The sequence below is a fragment of the Agrobacterium sp. Ap1 genome (genome assembly GCF_017313375.1).
Taxonomy (GTDB): domain Bacteria; phylum Pseudomonadota; class Alphaproteobacteria; order Rhizobiales; family Rhizobiaceae; genus Neorhizobium; species Neorhizobium cellulosilyticum.
Genome location: NZ_JAFLMY010000016.1, coordinates 16,562 through 32,665, shown reverse-complemented (window position 1 = coordinate 32,665; position 16,104 = coordinate 16,562). Strand labels below are relative to the sequence as shown.

Genomic DNA, 16,104 nt, shown 5'->3' with positions numbered 1-16,104 from the left:
GGTCACACCTTTTCGGAATGGCGGGCAATAACCGCCTCTGCCTCTGGCAATGCTTCCGGCGTTCCCACCGTAATCCATTCGCCATCCATGACGAGACCGAAAAGCCGGCCCTTGGCGATCGCCCTGTCGAAATAGATGTTGAGATTGAAGGCATCATCCGGTGCGTCGTCAAGCAGCGAGGAATGCAGCACGATCGCGCCGGCATAGACCACCGGGTTGTCGCCATCGACATACCGGCTCAGCTGCCCGTCCGGATCGAGCTGGAAATCGCGTTTGCCGTTATGGCCGGTCGTGCGTTCCAGCGGCACGCAGAGCAGCGCCATGTCCATCCGCTCTGGGTCGAAGAATCCGGCTAATTTCTGCAGGTTGGTGGGCGAGCCCTGCTTCTCGCCGATCCAGAAAAGATCGGCATTCATCACATAGGTGATGCCGGGAGGAAGCAGCGAAAGCCCCTTCTTCAACCCACCGCCGGAATTCATCAGCTGGGTGCGCTCGTCGGAAATGAGGATGTCGAGCCGCGGATAGGCGGCAAGATGCGCTTCCATCCGGTCGGCGAAATGATGCACGTTGACGACGGCACGGGTCACGCCGGCATCCGCCAGCGCATCGAGCCCGTAATCGATCATCGGCTTTCCGGCGACCGGCACGAGCGGTTTCGGCATCGTGTCGGTGATCGGCCTCAGGCGCGTGCCAAGCCCGGCGGCAAGCACGACGGCCTGCGTGAGTGGAACCAAAGTCATCATCGAAGCCGTATTTATGATTCGGAAAAGTCTATTCCAGCCCGTGCACACCAATCGCGCAAGGGGGCGAGCGCCTCATGGGTAAGCGCCGTGGAAAGATGACGCAATGTGCGCGGCATGTGCTGAAGATATTGCGGCTTGCCGTCGCGCTCTTTCAATCGCACCCACAGGCCGCCGAGCTTGCAATTGCGTTGCGCCGCCATGATAGCCCAGGACTTGAGGAAAGAGGCCTCATTGAATTCACCCAGCGAGCGGCGAAGCGTCACGTAGTCGATCATCATCTGGTCGGCCAGCGCCTTGGGAATGTCGACACGGGCGTCCTGCACGATCGAGGCAAGATCGTAGGCAGTCGGCCCGATCATCGCATCCTGGAAATCGATCAGCCCGACGCGCCGTACACCGGCCTGTTGCGGCTGCCAGATGATGTTGGGTGAATGAAAATCACGCAGCAAGAGGTTCTTTTCCGCGCTTGCCAATTCACCGATCAGCCCGTCCCAGATCGCAAGATAGTCCTGCCGCTCTTCCTCGCTCGGCTGTTCACCGCGCTTCCACGGCAGATACCAGTCGAGAAGCAGCCGGGCCTCCATCTTCATCGCGGTCGGATCGAAATCCGGCACGTGATGGGAGGGGCCGCCTTCGATCGGCAGATCCTGCTGCATCGCATGGCTGTGCAGATAACCGAGGCAGACGACGCTTTCGCGATAACGGTCCTCGATCGGCCTGCCGTTTTCATCCAGCACGCCTTCCTGGCCGAGATTTTCGAGAAGCAGGATTCCCTGCTCGTAATCCACCTGCAGCACTTCCGGCGCCGTCAGGCCGATGCCGCGCAGATACTGCGAAATCGCCACGAAAGGATAGGCATCTTCGGCAATATGGGCGACCTTCGGATAAGGCTTGCCATCAAGCACCGGCGGCCCTTCCGACCGTTTCGGCCAGTCCATCAGCAACAGGGTTCCGCCGGTCGTGGTCTCCACACTTTCATAGGCCCGCATCGAGGCGTCGCCGGTCAGGAACCTGCGGGTCGCACCGGCATAGCCATGGAATTTAAGAAATTCGCGGATCGCCAGCACGCGGCGGATGCGCGAAAGGGCAGGGGCCGGTGCCGTGATCGTCACCCGGCGTCCCGTGCCCTCATGCGCAAGCTTCAGCACGATTCGACCGGCAGGCAGAAGATCGCCGGCCATTTCCGGCCATTCGACAAGGCAGATGCCGGATGACAGCGCTTCGTCGAATCCGAGCTCATCGAGTTCGGAGGAATCACCCAGCCGGTAGAGATCGAAATGCGCGATCGGAATGCGCAGCTCGTCATAGGATTGCACGAGCGTGAAGGTCGGGCTCGGCACTTCCAGATCGACGTCATCGGCCACCGCACGGATCAGCGCCCGGGCAAAGGTCGATTTACCGGCGCCGAGATCGCCCGAAAGCGCTACGCAATCGCCCGGCTTCAGCGCCAGTGCCAGGTCCTCGCCGAACTCTATCGTGTCCCGCTCACCGGCAAGGATCAGCGTCAGCGACTGGCCGTCACTCATTCGGCCGCGACCGAGTGGAATGAGGCATTGGTCGGAATGCGGCAGGTGACGGTCGTGCCTTCACCGGCCCGGCTGTCGATCGCAACATCGCCATTATGCAGGTGAACGAAGCTTTCGACGATCGAAAGCCCGAGGCCGGCACCGCTGCGCTTGCCATCCTTGGCCTGAGCCTTGAAGCGGTCGAACACGGTTTTCAGCATGTCCGGAGGAATGCCGGGGCCGCGATCGCGCACCGAGAAGAACACGTTCGCCGCATCGCGCCAGCAATTGAGCGTGATCGTCGAGTTCTCCGGCGAGAAATTCGTCGCATTGGTCAAAAGCTTGATCAGGATCTGCTTCAGCCGCTGCTGGTCCGCCACGATCGTGCCCATTCCAGCGGGCGCGATGATTTCCAGCGTCATGTTGTTTTCCTGCAGCCGGTCGGCGATCTGCATAGCCACATCGTCCAGCAGGTCCTCGATCGCCAGCTCCGAATAGTTCAGCTCCATGATACCGGCATCGACGGTTGCGAGATCGAGAATGTCGTTGACGATGGTGAGCAGGACCGAAGACGAGGTGGAGATATGGTCGATATATTCGGCCTGCCGGTCGTTCAACGATCCGATACCGGGAGTCTTCAGAAGATCGGTAAAGCCGATGATATTGGTCAGCGGCGAACGCAGCTCGTAGGAAACGTGCTGGACGAAATCGTTCTTCAGCTCGTCGGCCTTGCGCAGCGCCTCGTTCTTTTCCTTCAGTGCCTTTTCAGCCTGCACGCTGGCCGTTTTGTCGACGAAGGTTAGCATCGTCTGCGCGTTGGGCAGTGGTGTGACCGCGTAATCGAGAATCAGGCCGGAATAAAGCTCGAACGTGCCGTCGAGTGTCGGTCTCTCGTCATCGAAAGCGGTAAGCGCCTGGGCAAACCTGCGCCAGCCATCCGGCTCGGCATAGGAAGCGGCGCATGCAGTCTCGATCGTCTTGATATGGGTGCCGGGTTCCGCCTGTTCGGCGGTAATGCCCCAGAGGGCACGGAAAGCCGGGTTTGAAAGCCGGATGCGCCCATCGGGGCCGAACACCGCCACACCTTCGGTCAGATGGTCGATTGTTTCGCCCTGAACACGCACCAGCGTATTGTAGCGAGCCTCGAGATCCACCTGCTCGGTCAGGTTCTCGAACACCCAGGTCGCGCCGCCCTGCGGGTGGGCGGTGGCGATAACGCGCAGCGTCTGGCCGTTGGGCAAATGCCAGGTATCGGTCTTGGTATCGAGCGACTGGTAGACGGCAAGCGCCGTATCTTTCCAGTTCCGCCAATTCAGTTGTTCCGGCAGTTTGCCGTTGGTGCGCAGCTTGTCCAGCAGTTCGCTATTGTCCGGCTTTGATTCGAGGAAGGACAAATCCAGATCCCAGAGCTGCATGAAAGCCTGGTTGTAGAATTGCAGGCGGCGTTGGCTGTCGAAGATTGCCACCGGTGTTGCCAGATGGTCGAGTGTTTCGGCATGGCTTTTCAGTGTCCGCTTCAGTTCCTCGCGCACGGCCTCCGCTTCGGAGACGTCGATCGCCATGCCGGCCGAACCATCGGTCGTCACCACATCGACCACATCCAGCACGGTGCGATTGCCGTGAACGACTGTCGAGAGCCGATCATGGAAAGGCGATGTGACGGTGGCCTTGGCTCTGATCATCTCGCGGCTGACGGTGCCGAGCAGTTCTCGGCCTTCTTCGACCGCGCGTGTGGAGGTTGTTGCGTCGACAGCCTCGCCATAGGCATGGTTGACCCAGGCAAGCTTGCCCTGGCTATCACGGCGCCAGACCGGTTGTTCGATTGTATCGAGCAGCGATTCGAACATCGAGATTGAACTTCCCAGGCGATCTCGCTCGATCTTCAACTCGGCAAGTTCCGCCCTCAGATTGTTGAGCGCAAGGAAACGCACGAAGGCCTTGCCGCCCGAAACCCGGCCTTGAACTTCAAGAACCTCGTCTCTGGCGGTCTCGATCACCATGTCGAAGCTTCGCGCATGGCTCCTGAGCTCGTCGATCGCTTTTTCGAGTTCCGCAGCCGAGCCGGGACGAAGCCAGCGGCCGAAAGCGAGGAATTCCCGATCTGCCTGCGGAGCACCCGTCTCGACGGGGAGGTGACCGAGGAATTCAGCCTTTGGCGAGCCGCTTTCCCACACGACGATCCGCCGGTTCTTGTCGGCAATCAATGCTTCATATTTCGAGATTCGCTGCTGCGCTTCCGATAACGCGCCGCGCATTTCTTCCGTCTCGACTTCCATATTGCCGCGCTGGCGCACCAGCCAGACGGTCGAAAGCAGCGCAGCACCCAACGCACCGATGACGACCGAGGAGACGATGACCTGTGCTGAGGAGAACAGCTGGACAGCCGTTTCTTCCTGCGCGAAGGCAACCGTCGGCAATGCGACCAGCGCAGTCCCGGAAAGAAGGGAACGGGCGATCCGCTTAAGCCGGATATAGGTTTTTCTGCCGTATCCGCTCTTTGCGAAATACGGGTTTCCAAAAGCGCGCATGCGCAAGCCAGAAACTGGATCGGCCTGCTTTGACAGGCTCGTTTTTTTTACCGCCATGACCGGTGTGTCTCCGTCCAATTGCCGCTCATCGACAAGACATACCACTTCGCACCTTGCCCGAAGCCGAATGGCCGAGAGGTCGAATCAAGTCCCAAAACAATACGTGTTCGGCGGATAGGCGGGAAGGGATGAAGGCAAAAAAGAAGCCGCAGCCCTTTGTCAAGGCTGCGGCCACAAGATGTTGTGGATTAACCGGCTAGCTATTAGTAGCGGTAGTGGTCAGCCTTGAATGGGCCTTGCGCCGGAACGCCGATATAGGCGGCCTGCTCATCGGAAAGCACCGAAAGCTTCACGCCAAGCTTGTCGAGATGCAGGCGAGCGACCTTCTCGTCGAGATGCTTCGGCAGGATATAGACTTCGTTCTTGTACTCGCCCTGCTTGGTGAACAGCTCGATCTGGGCCAGCGTCTGATTGGTGAACGAAGCGGACATGACGAAGGACGGGTGACCGGTCGCGTTGCCGAGGTTCAAGAGACGGCCTTCCGAGAGAAGGATCATCCGGTTGCCCTTCGGGAACTCGATGATGTCGACCTGCGGCTTGACGTTGGTCCACTTGAGGTTCTTCAGAGCAGCGACCTGAATCTCGTTGTCGAAGTGACCGATATTGCCGACGATCGCCATGTCCTTCATCTCGCGCATATGCTCGATGCGGATGACGTCCTTGTTGCCGGTCGTGGTGATGAAGATGTCGGCAGACGATACGACGTCTTCGAGCGTGACGACCTCAAAACCGTCCATGGCGGCCTGCAATGCGCAGATCGGATCGACTTCGGTAACCTTGACGCGAGCGCCGGCGCCCTGTAGCGAAGCGGCCGAACCCTTGCCCACGTCGCCGTAACCGCAGACGACGGCAACCTTGCCGGCCATCATCACGTCGGTGCCGCGGCGAATGCCGTCGACCAGCGATTCCTTGCAGCCATACTTGTTGTCGAATTTCGACTTTGTGACAGAGTCGTTGACGTTGATCGCCGGGAAGGGCAGCAGGCCCTTCTTGGAGAGTTCGTAGAGACGGTGAACGCCTGTCGTGGTCTCTTCGGTGACGCCCTTGATTGCATCGCGCTGCTTGGTGAACCAGCCCGGCGAAGCCTTGAGGCGGTTGTTGATCTGCGCAAACAGGATCTCTTCTTCTTCCGAACCCGGATTGGAAAGAACATCCTCGCCGGCTTCGGCGCGAGCGCCGAGCAGGATGTACATGGTGGCATCACCGCCATCATCGAGGATCATGTTGGAGCTACCGCCATCGGTCCACTGGAAGATCTTGTCGGTATATTCCCAGTACTCGGTGAGCGATTCACCCTTGACCGCGAAGACCGGGATGCCGGCGGCAGCGATGGCCGCAGCAGCGTGGTCCTGGGTGGAGAAGATGTTGCAAGAGGCCCAACGGATATCGGCGCCGAGTTCCTTGAGCGTCTCGATCAGGACGGCCGTCTGGATCGTCATGTGCAGTGAGCCGGAGATGCGTGCGCCCTTCAGCGGCTTCGAAGCGCCGAATTCGGAGCGGCAGGACATCAGGCCCGGCATTTCGGTTTCGGCAATGTCCAGTTCCTTGCGGCCGTAAGCAGCAAGGTTGATATCCGCGACGATGTAGTCCTTTTCAGTGCTCATAAGCTCTCCGATCACGTTGCATGGCGCTCAAGCCGGGTGAGGCACCCGGCTGGCTCAAAACTCCCAAGCGGTGTAGCAGGCTTCCTGGCCGCTTGCAACGGTGATATAAAGAGGTCTTTATATGTTTATGTGACGTCGTTAATCAGGCTTCTTCGCCGAATTTGTTGGCGATCAGAGCCTCAAGCGCATCGAGCGCTTCTCCTGCCTGAACGCCTTCGGCAGAAACATCGATGTAACAGCCCGTGCTCGCGGCCAGCATCATCAGGCCCATGATCGACGTACCGCCGACGCTCATACCGTCCTTTGAAACAGTGACCTGCGCATCGAAACCTTCAACCATCTGGACGAACTTGGCGGATGCCCGGGCATGCAGCCCACGTTTGTTTACGATCACGAATTGGCGGGAGGAGGCGGACATAAGGTTCATGTTCTCACTTGCCGCTCAGCACGCGGCTGGCGACGTTGATATATTTGCGCCCGGCCTCCGAAGCTTCCGCCAGCGCCTTTTCCATATTGTCCTCGCCGCGTATGCCGGCAAGCTTGATCAGCATCGGCAGGTTGACGCCGGCGATCACTTCGGTCGTGCCGCTTTCCATGACGGAGATCGAAAGATTGGATGGCGTACCGCCAAACATGTCGGTCAGGATGATGACGCCCTTGCCTGCATTAGCTCGCGCGACCGCATCGACGATATCCTGCCGACGCTGGTCCATGTCGTCCTCGGGACCGATACAGACGGTTTCGATGAATTTCTGGGGTCCAACGACATGCTCCACCGCATGTCTAAACTCCTCAGCCAGCTTGCCATGGGTGACAAGCACCAGTCCGATCATGAAAATACGCCCCCTGATTTCAAAGCTCGCGGCCCATATCGTAACGCACTGGTGCCGTAAAGCGGCGGGATGCCATCTTCGCCAACTGGAAATGAAGTTCAAGTCAAAAAATCGGGCGCAGCGCTCACCAAAAAGGCGCTTCCTGCCTCCAGGCGGGCATGAGGGCTCCGATAACCGCCAGGGGATCGGTCGCCGTATTGGCAATTCTGACAAGCGGCAGCCTGTCGAAATCGCCGATTTGCCAATACTCGTTTTCTGGCGGAAGCCGTTCGGTCCCGGCAACTGAAACCAGTTGAACGGCAAGGTCGAGCGGTGCAGAAGCGACGTTGTCCATTTTAACAATGCCGCTGCCGCGCAGTTCCATCAGCCCGGTTATGCTCGGGGGACAGGTTGCAACGATCCGGTCGTCCTTATGGTCGAGGAAAACCTGATCATCCGAGATTAGCGCCGAAAAGGCCCCGGCGCGGCGGGCGATGGTGAGGCAGGTAAAGGCCAGCATCGATTTGCCGATACCCGATGGGCCGAGAAAGATCAGCCCGCGTTCGCCCACAACAATGGCTGTGCCGTGGACGTTTCGGTTCATGCTGCGTTGCCTGCGGGAAGAGAAAGAGTGAAGCGCGCGCCGGTCGTCTCCTGCGCCTTGCCGTGCAGGTTTTCCGCCTTCAGGCTGCCGCCATGCGCCTCTGCGATCTGTCGGCTGATGGAAAGCCCAAGCCCTGAATTTTGACCAAAACTCTCGCCGTCAGGGCGGTCTGTGTAGAAACGCTCGAAGATCCGATCGATATTTTCAGCCTGGATGCCGGGGCCATTGTCATCGATTGTGATGACTACCTTGTCCTTGTTCCGGGAAAGACGGATGGAAAGCTTGCCACCCTTTTCAGGCACGAAGGAACGGGCATTTTCGATCAGGTTGGTGACGATCTGGCCGAGACGCAGGTCGTGGCCGTTGACCACATAGATATGCCGATCGCCGCCCTTGTGGTCGATCGAAAGGTCGATCTCGACCGGTTTGCGCCCGCTGCGGATCTGCCGGGAAATATCGACCAGGTTGGTCAGCAGGGTCTCCATGTCGACAGGCGCCGAATCCGTGCGGGCAAGTTCCGCATCGAGACGGGACGCATCGGAAATATCGCTGATCAGGCGGTCGAGACGACGCACGTCATGGAAGATGATTTCCGTCAGCCGCCGTTTCGAATCCTCCGATTTCGCCAGCGGTAGTGTTTCGACAGCACTGCGCAGCGAGGTCAGCGGGTTTTTCAGCTCGTGGCTGACATCGGCGGCAAAGCTTTCGATCGCGTCGATACGGTCGTAAAGCGCATTGGTCATGTCACGGACAGCGATCGAAAGATTGCCGATTTCGTCCTGGCGATAGGAAAAGTCCGGAATTTCCTCGCGCTGCTTGGCGCCACGGCGAACCCGGATGGCGGCCGCAGACAGGCGGCGCAACGGATTTGCGATGGTTGACGACAGAAGCAGCGACAGCACGATGTTGACGAGCGTCGCCACGCCGAAGACGCGCATGATGGCAAGACGTTCGGCGTGAACGATCTTGTCGATATCGCCGGCCTGTGTCGAAAGAAGCAGAACGCCGAGAACCGCCCGGAAGCGCTGGACGGGAACCGCAACGGAAACGATCAGTTCGCCGCGTTCGGTAATGCGCACCAGCGCACCGCGAACGCCGGTCAGCGCATTCATCACTTCGGGATATATCGAGCCGTCGCCGCCCGGCGCTTCTTTATAAATCGGCAGGTTTCCCGGTTGCAGTAACCGGTTGAACATGCCCGACATCCATTCGCTCCATGTCTGCGTCTCGTTTTCAACCGGCGGCAGATCGTAGCGAAGAACCTGTCCACGCGAATAGAGATGCCGGGAATCAAGCAGCAGGTTGGCATCCGCATCGAAAAGACGTGCGCGTGTTCTTGTGGGAGAAATCAGTCGTCGAAGCACTGGCGCAACGCGCTCCGGATCTATCGGAAAATCGAGATCCTCATCGTTCGGCACCGGCGTGATGCTTTGCCCGGCTTGAAGTTCCAGCAGCTTTTCGGGGTCGATCGTGATCGAATTCGTGTCGACGGAGGCGGATGCCGAAATTGCGGCTGAAATGATCTCGCCCTGGGTCAGAAGGCTTTCTACGCGGGCGTCGATCAGCCCCTCGCGGAATTGGTTCAGGTAGAGGATGCCGGCCACGAGAACGACAGTCGCGGCGATATTGAAGAATAGGATACGCCGTGTAAGGCTCGAAAACACGGCATGGCCAAACAGTCGTCGGATGATGGTGAAGACATGCGGCCAGTGCCGGCGCGCCTTGGGCTTCGCCGGTGCCGTCTCCGTTTCGTGGTTTTCGAGCAGTCTGTCTGCCACGTCTTATCCTTCCACCGGGCCAGTCTATCGCTGACCCGGTCGTGGCTTCAAGTTAACCTGTTGTAACGCGACGCGTCAGGCTGCTTCGCGGAAGCGATAGCCGACACCGTAAAGCGTTTCGATCATGTCGAAATCCGTGTCAACCATCTTGAACTTCTTGCGCAGTCGCTTGATGTGGCTGTCGATCGTGCGGTCGTCGACATAGACCTGCTCGTCATAGGCTGCATCCATCAGCGCATCACGGCTCTTCACTACGCCGGGCCGTTGGGCCAGCGAGTGCAGAATAAGAAACTCCGTAACCGTAAGCGTGACGGGCTCGCCTTTCCAGGTGCAGGTATGCCGCTCCTGGTCCATTGCCAGTTGCCCGCGCTCCAACGTACGGGCGGCGATCTGGTCGGCTGTGGGCTTCATGCCCGGCGCCTGAAGATCACGGCTTCCGGCACGACGCAAAATGGCCTTCACCCGCTCCACCAGAAGGCGCTGCGAGAACGGCTTGGTGATGAAATCGTCGGCGCCCATCTTGAGACCGAACAATTCATCGATTTCCTCATCCTTCGAGGTGAGGAAGATAACCGGAAGGTCCGATTTCTGCCGCAGGCGGCGAAGAAGCTCCATGCCGTCCATGCGTGGCATCTTGATGTCGAAAATGGCAAGCTGCGGTGGGCGGGCGACCAGACCGTCCAGCGCCGATGCGCCGTCCGTATAAGTCTCGACCTTGTAGCCCTCCGCCTCGAGCGCGATCGACACCGAAGTCAGAATATTCCGGTCATCGTCTACGAGCGCGATTGTCTGCATACCGTCCATCTCCATTGCCATTTCGTGCGCATCTCCAGGTAATGACTTCTCGCCAACCCCCAGCCCTCGCCATGCGCTTCATGGGGAGAAAGGTGGAACAAATTGTGGCAAAGTTAAAGAGTGGCGATTTGCTTTCATGCTCAATTGCGCAGCTCAACGCCTCAAAACTGCCTATTATCAAGCGCATTAAAACGCTCGGCTAACCGATTTAAAAAGAAATAAATTTCTTTAAATCGATTAAAGAATTGATTTCGTTGATATATTTTAGCAATGACGCTTGCCGTATTGAGAAACACCAACTAGCTTCCCGCCTCACACCCAATCCCTTCAAATGTAACCTGAGGTGAGCGCGTATGGAGCAGCTTGGACTTTACAACCCGGCAAATGGCGTAGCGGCGATCGGCCTCGAAAAGGTTTCTCGCGTCAACTACAATCTGTCCGAGGTCGAGCTTTACGAGGAAGCCATTCGCCGCGGCGAGGCCGATCTGACCGCCGATGGTGCGTTGCGCGCGGTCACTGGCCAACACACCGGCCGTTCGCCGAAGGATAAGTTCGTCGTGCGCGATGCCGTGACCGAAGACAAGATCTGGTGGGACAACAACAAGCCCATGTCTCCAGAGCATTTTGCCGTTCTGAAGGCTGATATGCTGGCCCATGCGGCGGGCAGGGAGCTTTTTGTTCAGGATCTGATCGGCGGTGCCGATGCCGACAACGCACTCCCGACCCGTGTCGTCACCGAATTTGCCTGGCATGCGCTGTTCATCCGCAATCTTCTGATCCGCCCGAAGCGCGATACCCTCGGCTCCTTCGAACAGAAGCTGACCATAATCAACCTGCCGAGCTTCCGGGCTGATCCGGAGCGTCACGGTTGCCGTTCGGAGACCGTGATTGCCTGCGATCTCGCCAACGGCCTCGTCCTCATCGGCGGCACATCCTATGCCGGTGAGAACAAGAAGTCGGTATTCACTGTCCTCAACTACCTTTTGCCTGCCAAGGGCGTCATGCCCATGCATTGCTCGGCTAATGTCGGCGCCGAAGGCGATACCGCCGTGTTCTTCGGCCTTTCCGGCACCGGCAAGACGACGCTTTCTGCCGATCCGGCCCGCACGCTGATCGGCGATGATGAGCATGGCTGGGGCGAAAACGGCGTCTTCAACTTCGAAGGCGGCTGCTATGCCAAGGCGATCAAGCTTTCGGCGGAAGCCGAGCCTGAAATCTATGCCGCGACCCGCCGTTTCGGCACCGTGCTCGAAAATGTCGTGCTCGACGAGAACCGCGTGCCGAATTTCGACGACAATTCGCTGACGGAAAATACCCGCAGCGCCTATCCGCTGCATTTCATTCCGAACGCTTCGGAAACCGGCCTTGCGCCGCATCCGAAGACGATCATCATGCTGACGGCAGATGCCTTCGGTGTCATGCCGCCGATCGCCAGGCTGACGCCGGAACAGGCCATGTACCACTTCCTCTCCGGTTATACCGCCAAGGTCGCCGGTACGGAAAAGGGCGTAACCGAGCCGGAAGCGACCTTCTCCACCTGCTTCGGCGCTCCGTTCATGCCACGTCATCCGGCCGAATACGGCAACCTGTTGAAGGAGTTGATCGCCAAGCACGGCGTCGATTGCTGGCTGGTCAATACCGGCTGGACCGGTGGCGCCTACGGCACCGGCCGCCGCATGCCGATCAAGGCCACCCGTGCGCTGCTGACGTCTGCCCTGAACGGCAGCCTGAAGAATGCCGAATTCCGCACCGACGCCAATTTCGGCTTCGCGGTTCCGGTTTCGGTCGAGGGTGTCGAAACCGCGATCCTCGATCCGCGCTCGACCTGGGCCGACAGCCTTGCCTATGACAACCAGGCGGCAAAGCTGGTTTCGATGTTCATCAAGAACTTCGAAAAGTTCGAGGCTCACGTCGATGCCAAGGTCAAGGATGCCGCGCCTGGATTGCTGATCGCCGCCGAGTAAGCGCAAAACGTGTGATTCAAGTGGAACCGTCGGTCGGGTAACACCTGACCGGCGGTTTTCTTTTGTCCACGTTTGTGGGAAAGATGCGCGCCGGAGAATATCATGGCCAGCAATCCCCTCATCATCAACAGCCGCATCACCATCGCCGCATGGGAACTGACCGAACAGTTCGTGCTGGCAGGCGGTCCCGGTGGCCAGAACGTCAACAAGGTCTCGACTGCCGTTCAGCTGTTCTTCGACCTCGTGAACTCTCCGTCGCTTCCGGATCGCGTGAAGACGAATGCCTTGAAGCTTGCCGGGAAACGGGTGTCGAAGGATGGCGTGTTGATGATAGAGGCAAGCCGCTCCCGCAGTCAGGAGCGTAACCGCGAAGATGCACGCGAAAGGCTGAAGGAACTGATCCTCGAAGCCGCCAAGCCGCCGCCGCCCGTCCGCAAGGCGACGAAACCGACGAAGGGTTCGGTGGAACGACGGCTGAAGGCGAAATCCGGCCGTTCGGATGTGAAGAAAATGCGCGGCAAGCCAACTGGTGACTGAACAGGGAGACGGATATGGCGACCTTGCTGAACGGAATTCGCCATCTGCCTGGCTATCTGGATCGTCCCGCACAGGAAAATCTGGTCGAGATCATCCGCCGGATCGTTACCGAAGCACCCCTTTATACGCCTGCCATGCCCGGTACCGGCAAGCCGATGTCGGTCAGGATGACCAATTGCGGGCAGCTAGGCTGGGTGACGGACAAGGAGCGCGGTTATCGATATCAACCCACCCACCCCCAGACGGGAAGACCCTGGCCAGCCATTCCTCCTGAATTGATGGCGTTATGGCAGAAACTGGCCGGATATTCGAAACCGCCCGAAGCCTGTCTGGTGAATTTCTATACTGACGACGCGAAGATGCGCCTGCATCAGGACAAGGATGAAAACGAGCTTGCCGCGCCCGTTCTGTCGATTTCGCTCGGCAATAGCTGCCTCTTTCGCGTCGGCGGTCTGGAGCGGAAGGATCCGACCAGTTCCTTCAAGCTGCAGAGTGGCGATATCGTGCTGCTCGGCGGGGAGGGCAGGCTCGCCTTCCATGGCGTGGACCGCCTCTATCCGGGAACTTCTACGCTGCTGAAAAACGGCGGGCGGATCAATCTGACGTTAAGGCGAGTGACCTAGTTTGGACGCCGGGCAATACCGGCAAGGGTAAAGACGTTGTGCGCGACAGGCAGGATCTTCAGTTTGCGGCGGTGATCGCTGGTTGCGGCATTCTTGTCGGCTTCGTCTATCACCTTCAACTATGGACATTCCGCCCTGATGGCTACTCGGTTCTTTCCGAGCGGCTAGCCTATTGCGATTTTACCAACCTCTGGTCGGGAGGACGGCTCGCAACCGAAGGCCGGGTGGATGCCATATTCGATGTCGAGGCCTATCGCTTGGCGCTGCGCGGATGGTTTGGCTCCGGCCTGCCGGATCAGGAGTGGAGTTATCCGCCGTCGATACTGTTGATCGGCGTTCCCCTGTCGCTTTTGCCATTGCCATTGGCCTACGGCATCTGGACGGTGGCAACATTGGCTTGCCTCTATCTGGCCGTGAAGAACCTGAGGCTTCCAGCCATTGTGACACTGGCGTTGCTTTTCTCGCCTGCCGCGGTGATGAACTCGATTTTCGGCCAGAACGGCGCTCTCACAGCTGCACTTCTCATCGGCACTTTGCTTCTCCTGCCCCACCGGCCCGTTTTGGCGGGCATTCTGGCCGGCCTGCTTACGATCAAGCCGCATCTCGGTTTGTTGTTGCCATTCTGTTTTCTGGCAGCAGGGCAATACCGGGCCATCATGGCGGCGATCCTCACCACGATCGTGCTCATCGTCCTGACGGGCCTGCTATTTGGTTTCGAGGTATGGACCGGCTTTTTCAAAGAGACCGGACCTCTCATGCGGAAAATCATGGAGGCGGACTATCCGCAACCCTATCACAAAAATGCCCTGACGGCCTTCATTCTGGGCCGATGGCTGGGGTTTGGTATCGCGGGGGCCTATTTTCTACAGGCTCTCGTAACCTTGTTGGCGATTATAGCCTCAGTTCGGATCTGGCGACCCGAATTCATGATGGACAATCGCCTGCGCGCCCTTCTGACAGGCGTTCTGGCAATTCTCGCCACACCCTACGCATATTCCTACGACGCAATACCCTATTGCCTTGCCGTGGCCTGTTTTTTCCTCGCCGATCGGCGTTTGCCACGCTGGCCGATCGCGGTGGCGTATCTTTGGCCGCTTTTCCTGCATGTCCTCAATGGCCAGGGAATCGGCATAGGGATCTTGCCGCCGGCCGTTTTCGCAGGCGCGATGGTCAGACTGGCAATAGTGGACGACAGGTCGACAAAAAAACGCCAAAATCCCGAGCGCTCTAGAGCTTCCTGAGCGAGACCGTCTCGATGAAATGATTGCGGCTCTTGCGTAGGATGATGTCGGCGCGGGGACGGGTTGGGATAATGTTCTGGCGAAGGTTTTTGAGGTTGATGTTTTCCCAAAGCCCTTCGGCAACGGCCAATGCCGCATCCGTGTCGATCGCCGCATATTTCTTGAAGAACGATGTCGGATCGCGGAAAGCGGTCTCGCGCAACTTCATGAAGCGCTGCACATACCACTGATGGATTTGCTCTTCGTCCGCATCGATATAGATCGAGAAGTCGAAGAAATCCGAAACGATCGGCACGATCTTGCCGTCCGCCGGCAGCGGCCGCGATTGCAGCACGTTGATGCCTTCGAAGATCAGGATGTCCGGTCGGTCAACAAGCGTATGGGCGTCGGGCAGCACATCATAGGTCAGGTGCGAATATTGCGGCGCCCTGACATTCGGCTCGCCGGCCTTGATCGCCGAAAGAAACCGCAGAATCTGGCCGACGTCATAGCTTTCCGGAAAACCCTTGCGCTGCATCAGGCCGTCGCGCTGAAGCACGGCGTTCGGATAGAGAAAGCCGTCCGTGGTGATCAGGTCCACCTTCGGGCTCGATGGCCAGCGCGCTAGCAGTTCCTTCAGCACACGTGCCGTCGTCGACTTGCCGACTGCAACCGATCCGGCAATGCCGATGATGAAAGGCGTCTTGGAAACGTCGGGCAGGCTCAAAAACCGGTTTCGCTGCCGAAACAGTTGCTGCGACGCCTCGACATGGGTCGACAGAAGGCGCGACAACGACAGATAGATCTGCCGAACCTCATCAATATTGATCGGATCGTCCAGCGAGCGCAGGCGCGCGATTTCATCGGATGTCAGCGTCAGTGGCGTATCGGCGCGAAACTTGGCCCACTCGTTCGCTGTAAAGTGATGATAGGGAGAATAATACTCTGTCATCGGGCTGACTTCCGACACTTCGACGGGCTGCGGTGCGCTACTCATGACTTGGGCCGGCTCGCCTTTTCCTGCAGTCCAGATTGCGCGGTCCTGCGTTGAAGTTCGTCCAGCACATCCTGCAATGGAATCCCTGCAATATTCAATACGACTAACAGATGATAGAGCAGGTCGGCGCTTTCGGAGGCGAGGTCCTTTTTGTCTTGGGCAAGCGCGGCAATTACCGTCTCCACTGCCTCCTCGCCGAGCTTCTTGGCGGCTTTGGTCTGGCCTGCCGCGGCAAGTTTCGCTGTCCAGGATTCGTCCGGCGAAGCTTTCGCCCGTGCCGCGACGATCTTTTCGAGATCGCTGAGAGTGAATTCGCTCAAGTCTTTGTCCTCCG

The 16,104-nt window shown here is 58.6% G+C and carries 15 protein-coding genes; 4 read left to right on the top strand and 11 right to left on the bottom strand.

Going from position 1 to position 16,104, the window contains the following annotated elements; translation table 11 throughout:
• Nucleotides 1–2 precede the first annotated feature (2 nt).
• The 9 genes from JZX87_RS23600 to JZX87_RS23560 form a co-directional block, all read right to left on the bottom strand.
• Nucleotides 3–740, bottom strand: a complete 738-nt coding sequence (locus JZX87_RS23600) for a nucleotidyltransferase family protein (RefSeq protein ID WP_206828353.1) — start codon at nt 738–740, stop codon at nt 3–5.
• Between the two features lie 14 nt (nt 741–754).
• Complete coding sequence (gene tsaE / locus JZX87_RS23595; RefSeq protein ID WP_206828352.1) at nt 755–2,269, bottom strand: tRNA (adenosine(37)-N6)-threonylcarbamoyltransferase complex ATPase subunit type 1 TsaE; 1,515 nt, start codon at nt 2,267–2,269, stop codon at nt 755–757.
• Nucleotides 2,266–4,833, bottom strand: coding sequence for a sensor histidine kinase (locus JZX87_RS23590; RefSeq protein WP_206828350.1), 2,568 nt, complete (start codon nt 4,831–4,833; stop codon nt 2,266–2,268). Before JZX87_RS23590 ends, tsaE begins: the two co-directional genes overlap by 4 nt.
• Nucleotides 4,834–5,039: 206 nt before the next feature.
• Nucleotides 5,040–6,440, bottom strand: coding sequence for an adenosylhomocysteinase (gene ahcY / locus JZX87_RS23585; RefSeq protein WP_206828348.1), 1,401 nt, complete (start codon nt 6,438–6,440; stop codon nt 5,040–5,042).
• A gap of 142 nt (nt 6,441–6,582) precedes the next feature.
• On the bottom strand, nt 6,583–6,858 hold the full coding sequence (locus JZX87_RS23580; protein WP_148143873.1) for an HPr family phosphocarrier protein: 276 nt from the start codon (nt 6,856–6,858) through the stop codon (nt 6,583–6,585).
• 13 nt (nt 6,859–6,871) lie between these two features.
• Nucleotides 6,872–7,273, bottom strand: a complete 402-nt coding sequence (locus tag JZX87_RS23575) for a PTS sugar transporter subunit IIA (protein ID WP_112459233.1) — start codon at nt 7,271–7,273, stop codon at nt 6,872–6,874.
• 124 nt (nt 7,274–7,397) lie between these two features.
• The gene (locus JZX87_RS23570) at nt 7,398–7,856 is read right to left on the bottom strand and encodes an HPr kinase/phosphorylase (RefSeq protein ID WP_206828346.1); all 459 of its coding nucleotides are present in this window, start codon (nt 7,854–7,856) and stop codon (nt 7,398–7,400) included.
• Entirely contained in the window at nt 7,853–9,622 is a 1,770-nt protein-coding gene (locus tag JZX87_RS23565) for a sensor histidine kinase (protein ID WP_206828420.1), read from the bottom strand. The genes JZX87_RS23570 and JZX87_RS23565 overlap by 4 nt, the downstream gene beginning before the upstream one ends.
• An 87-nt stretch (nt 9,623–9,709) precedes the next feature.
• On the bottom strand, nt 9,710–10,429 hold the full coding sequence (locus JZX87_RS23560; protein ID WP_112511969.1) for a response regulator transcription factor: 720 nt from the start codon (nt 10,427–10,429) through the stop codon (nt 9,710–9,712).
• Nucleotides 10,430–10,782: 353 nt separating this feature from the next.
• On the opposite strand from JZX87_RS23560, the gene JZX87_RS23555 reads away from it, so the two are divergent.
• The 4 genes from JZX87_RS23555 (at nt 10,783) to JZX87_RS23540 (ending at nt 14,794) form a co-directional block, all read left to right on the top strand.
• Nucleotides 10,783–12,393, top strand: coding sequence for a phosphoenolpyruvate carboxykinase (locus tag JZX87_RS23555; RefSeq protein ID WP_206828345.1), 1,611 nt, complete (start codon nt 10,783–10,785; stop codon nt 12,391–12,393).
• A 102-nt stretch (nt 12,394–12,495) separates the two neighbouring features.
• Nucleotides 12,496–12,930 (top strand): alternative ribosome rescue aminoacyl-tRNA hydrolase ArfB, encoded by a 435-nt coding sequence (arfB, locus tag JZX87_RS23550; protein ID WP_148143846.1) that lies wholly within the window; start codon nt 12,496–12,498, stop codon nt 12,928–12,930.
• 14 nt (nt 12,931–12,944) lie between these two features.
• On the top strand, nt 12,945–13,553 hold the full coding sequence (locus JZX87_RS23545; RefSeq protein ID WP_206828344.1) for an alpha-ketoglutarate-dependent dioxygenase AlkB family protein: 609 nt from the start codon (nt 12,945–12,947) through the stop codon (nt 13,551–13,553).
• A gap of 38 nt (nt 13,554–13,591) precedes the next feature.
• On the top strand, nt 13,592–14,794 hold the full coding sequence (locus JZX87_RS23540) for a glycosyltransferase family 87 protein (RefSeq protein WP_206828343.1): 1,203 nt from the start codon (nt 13,592–13,594) through the stop codon (nt 14,792–14,794).
• Here the strand turns inward: JZX87_RS23540 and coaA are convergent.
• Together coaA and JZX87_RS23530 are read right to left on the bottom strand one after the other, a co-directional pair.
• Nucleotides 14,781–15,770, bottom strand: coding sequence for a type I pantothenate kinase (gene coaA, locus JZX87_RS23535; protein ID WP_183829684.1), 990 nt, complete (start codon nt 15,768–15,770; stop codon nt 14,781–14,783). The two genes, JZX87_RS23540 and coaA, sit on opposite strands and share 14 nt — an antisense overlap.
• Nucleotides 15,767–16,090 carry a phosphoribosyl-ATP diphosphatase gene (locus JZX87_RS23530; RefSeq protein ID WP_183829681.1) on the bottom strand — a complete coding sequence of 108 codons (324 nt, stop codon included), beginning with the start codon at nt 16,088–16,090 and terminating at the stop codon, nt 15,767–15,769. Before JZX87_RS23530 ends, coaA begins: the two co-directional genes overlap by 4 nt.
• Nucleotides 16,091–16,104: the final 14 nt, after the last annotated feature.